Source organism: Saccharomonospora iraqiensis subsp. paurometabolica YIM 90007, from assembly GCF_000231035.2.
Lineage (GTDB): Bacteria > Actinomycetota > Actinomycetes > Mycobacteriales > Pseudonocardiaceae > Saccharomonospora > Saccharomonospora paurometabolica.
The window spans coordinates 33,262-35,288 of record NZ_KI912244.1; the positions used below are offsets into that span (position 1 = coordinate 33,262).

Annotated in this window: 3 protein-coding genes; 2 read left to right on the plus strand and 1 reads right to left on the minus strand. The window is 71.6% G+C overall.

The window, feature by feature from the left end; genetic code table 11:
• Positions 1-50: 50 nt before the first annotated feature.
• On the minus strand, positions 51-740 hold the full coding sequence (locus SACPADRAFT_RS0213595; protein ID WP_007027407.1) for a DoxX family protein: 690 nt from the start codon (positions 738-740) through the stop codon (positions 51-53).
• Positions 741-885: 145 nt separating this feature from the next.
• Between SACPADRAFT_RS0213595 and SACPADRAFT_RS0213600 the strand changes: the two genes are divergently transcribed.
• A complete protein-coding gene (locus SACPADRAFT_RS0213600) occupies positions 886-1,245 on the plus strand; it encodes a type VII secretion target (protein WP_026453259.1) in 360 nt (119 codons plus the stop codon).
• The coding region (locus tag SACPADRAFT_RS32880) for a WXG100 family type VII secretion target (protein ID WP_007027405.1) at positions 1,245-2,027 on the plus strand (783 nt) is incomplete at its 3' end. The genes SACPADRAFT_RS0213600 and SACPADRAFT_RS32880, both read left to right, overlap by 1 nt.

Genomic DNA, 2,027 nt, shown 5'->3' on the forward strand with positions numbered 1-2,027 from the left:
GCCGGGCGCCCGGGCACGGGCGACGCCCGGCGCACCCGTTCCGGGCGCACTCAGCGCAGCAACACCAGCACCGCCGCGGAGGAGCCCGCCGCGAGGGTCAGCGCGACGAGCCCGAACACGAGCGGTCGGTGCCGCCACGGGGTGTTCCTGTCCAGGGCGAGCCGCCCCGATCCGGTGAACAGCAGGGCGAACGCCGTCGCGGCGAGCACGAGTTCGTACTCGAACCCGCCCTGTCCCGCGAAGAATCCGGCACCCACCTTCACCGCGATCGCGTTCACCAGCACACCGAGGGCCGCGGCCGCGCCGAGCGGGGTGAACAGGCCGAGCACCAGCAGCACTCCCCCGCCGACCTCGGCCAGCGCCGTCACCCACGCGAGCAGGGTGGTCTGTCCGGTGTAGCCGAACGATTCGAGTCCGCGGGCGAACCCGTCCAGTCCGGGGCCGTCGAACAGGCCGAACTTCTGCAACCCGTGCGCGACGAGCGTCCCGCCGAGCACGAGACGGAGCACGAACAGGGCGAGATCGAGACCGCCGTGCCAGTACCCGGGCCCCGATCTGGACCGTGTCGTCGTCCCCGGCTCCGTCCCCGGCTCCGTCGCGGTTCCGGTCCCCGGCTCCGCCCGGCCTGCGTTCGTGTCCCCACCGGTGGCCGGTTCGCGTGCCGGGGAACCGCCGGGTTCGAACAGCGCGGAACCCGACAACGTCTGCGGCTGTTCGGTGCGGTCGTCGTGAGCACTCATGGGCGCGCAGCGTAGGACATTTTCGACCGTTCCGGGGACACAGCACGGCGCGTTCGGACAGAATGTCCCCGGCGACAGGCATCCCGGGTCCGCGACCCGGTGCCTTCTGGGGAAGATTCCTTTTCCGACGGGGGTGACGACGATCATGTCGACAGGTGCGGGCGGACACCGGGTGGAGACCGCCGAACTGCGCGGGTGTTCCGGGCTGGTGGCGCAGCAGGCGCGGCGGTTCAGCGAGATCGAGCGGCACGCCACCGACAAGGGCGGGGACACGAGCGGCTACACCGGACTGTTGGCGCTGCTCGCGCCGGCGGTGACCGGGGTGGTGGGGCTCTACGCCGACACGCTGCGGTTCGCGAACGAGAAGCTGACCGAGGTGGGGCAGAACCTGACGACCGCGGCCGACACCTACGACGCCCGCGACGAGGAGTCCCGCGCCCAGATGGACAAGCTCGACAGCGCCGTCGACTCCTCCGGCGACTTCCGCATCGGTGGCGCGGTCTGATGCCCGGCTACGCGGAGCTGGTGGACCCGACGGCGGAGCTGACGAAGGAACCCTCGTCGTCCGGCCCCTCGGTCGAGGAGGCCATCCAGGGAGCGGGTTTCCAGGTCCAGGCGGTGAACTGGGTCTGGGAGAAGGTCGTCGGCGAGGACCTCGTCTCGTCCATCATCACCCCGATCACGGGCGATTTCGAGGCGATCGGCAAGGCCGCGGCCGAGTGGAGCAACGTCAAGGACGCCCTGCAGGCGGTGCGCGGGAACCTCGCGGGCGGGCTGGAGGAACTGCGCCCGTCGTGGTCCGGCGCCGCCGCCGACCAGTTCGCCGATCTCGTCGGCACGCGGTGGGTGCTCGCGATCGAGGCGGACGCCCAGGTGGCCTCGGTCCTCGGCAAGGCGCTGATGAAGGTGGCCGAGGGCTCGAAGCGGGCCTGCGACAAGGCGCTGGAGCTGATCGAGCGGCTGGTCAACAAGCTGATCGAGGCCGCGGCGATGTTGCCGATCCCCGTGGTCGGCTGGGGCCGTGCGGTCAAGGTGGTCTGGGACGCCTACCAGATCTACACGGCCATCATGGAGCTGATCGAGGGCATCCAGGCGATGATCGAGGGCGCGCAGCAGGTCCTCGACGGGGTCTCCTCCGTGGGGACGGCGCTGTCGCAGCTGGGTGAGGCGGGCAGCCTGAACGACGTGCTGGACGCGGGCGGCACGGCGGCCGGCGCGGTCTCCGACATCCGGGACGGCGCCACGTCCGTGCGCGACGGCGCCACGCAGGCCTCGAGCGCGGCCACC

What these genes read in the sequence shown, in the direction of transcription:
- SACPADRAFT_RS0213595 (WP_007027407.1), bottom strand. Translation starts at nt 740, where the DNA reads ATGAGTGCTCACGACGACCGCACCGAACAGCCGCAGACGTTGTCGGGT.
- SACPADRAFT_RS0213600 (WP_026453259.1), top strand. Translation starts at nt 886, where the DNA reads ATGTCGACAGGTGCGGGCGGACACCGGGTGGAGACCGCCGAACTGCGC.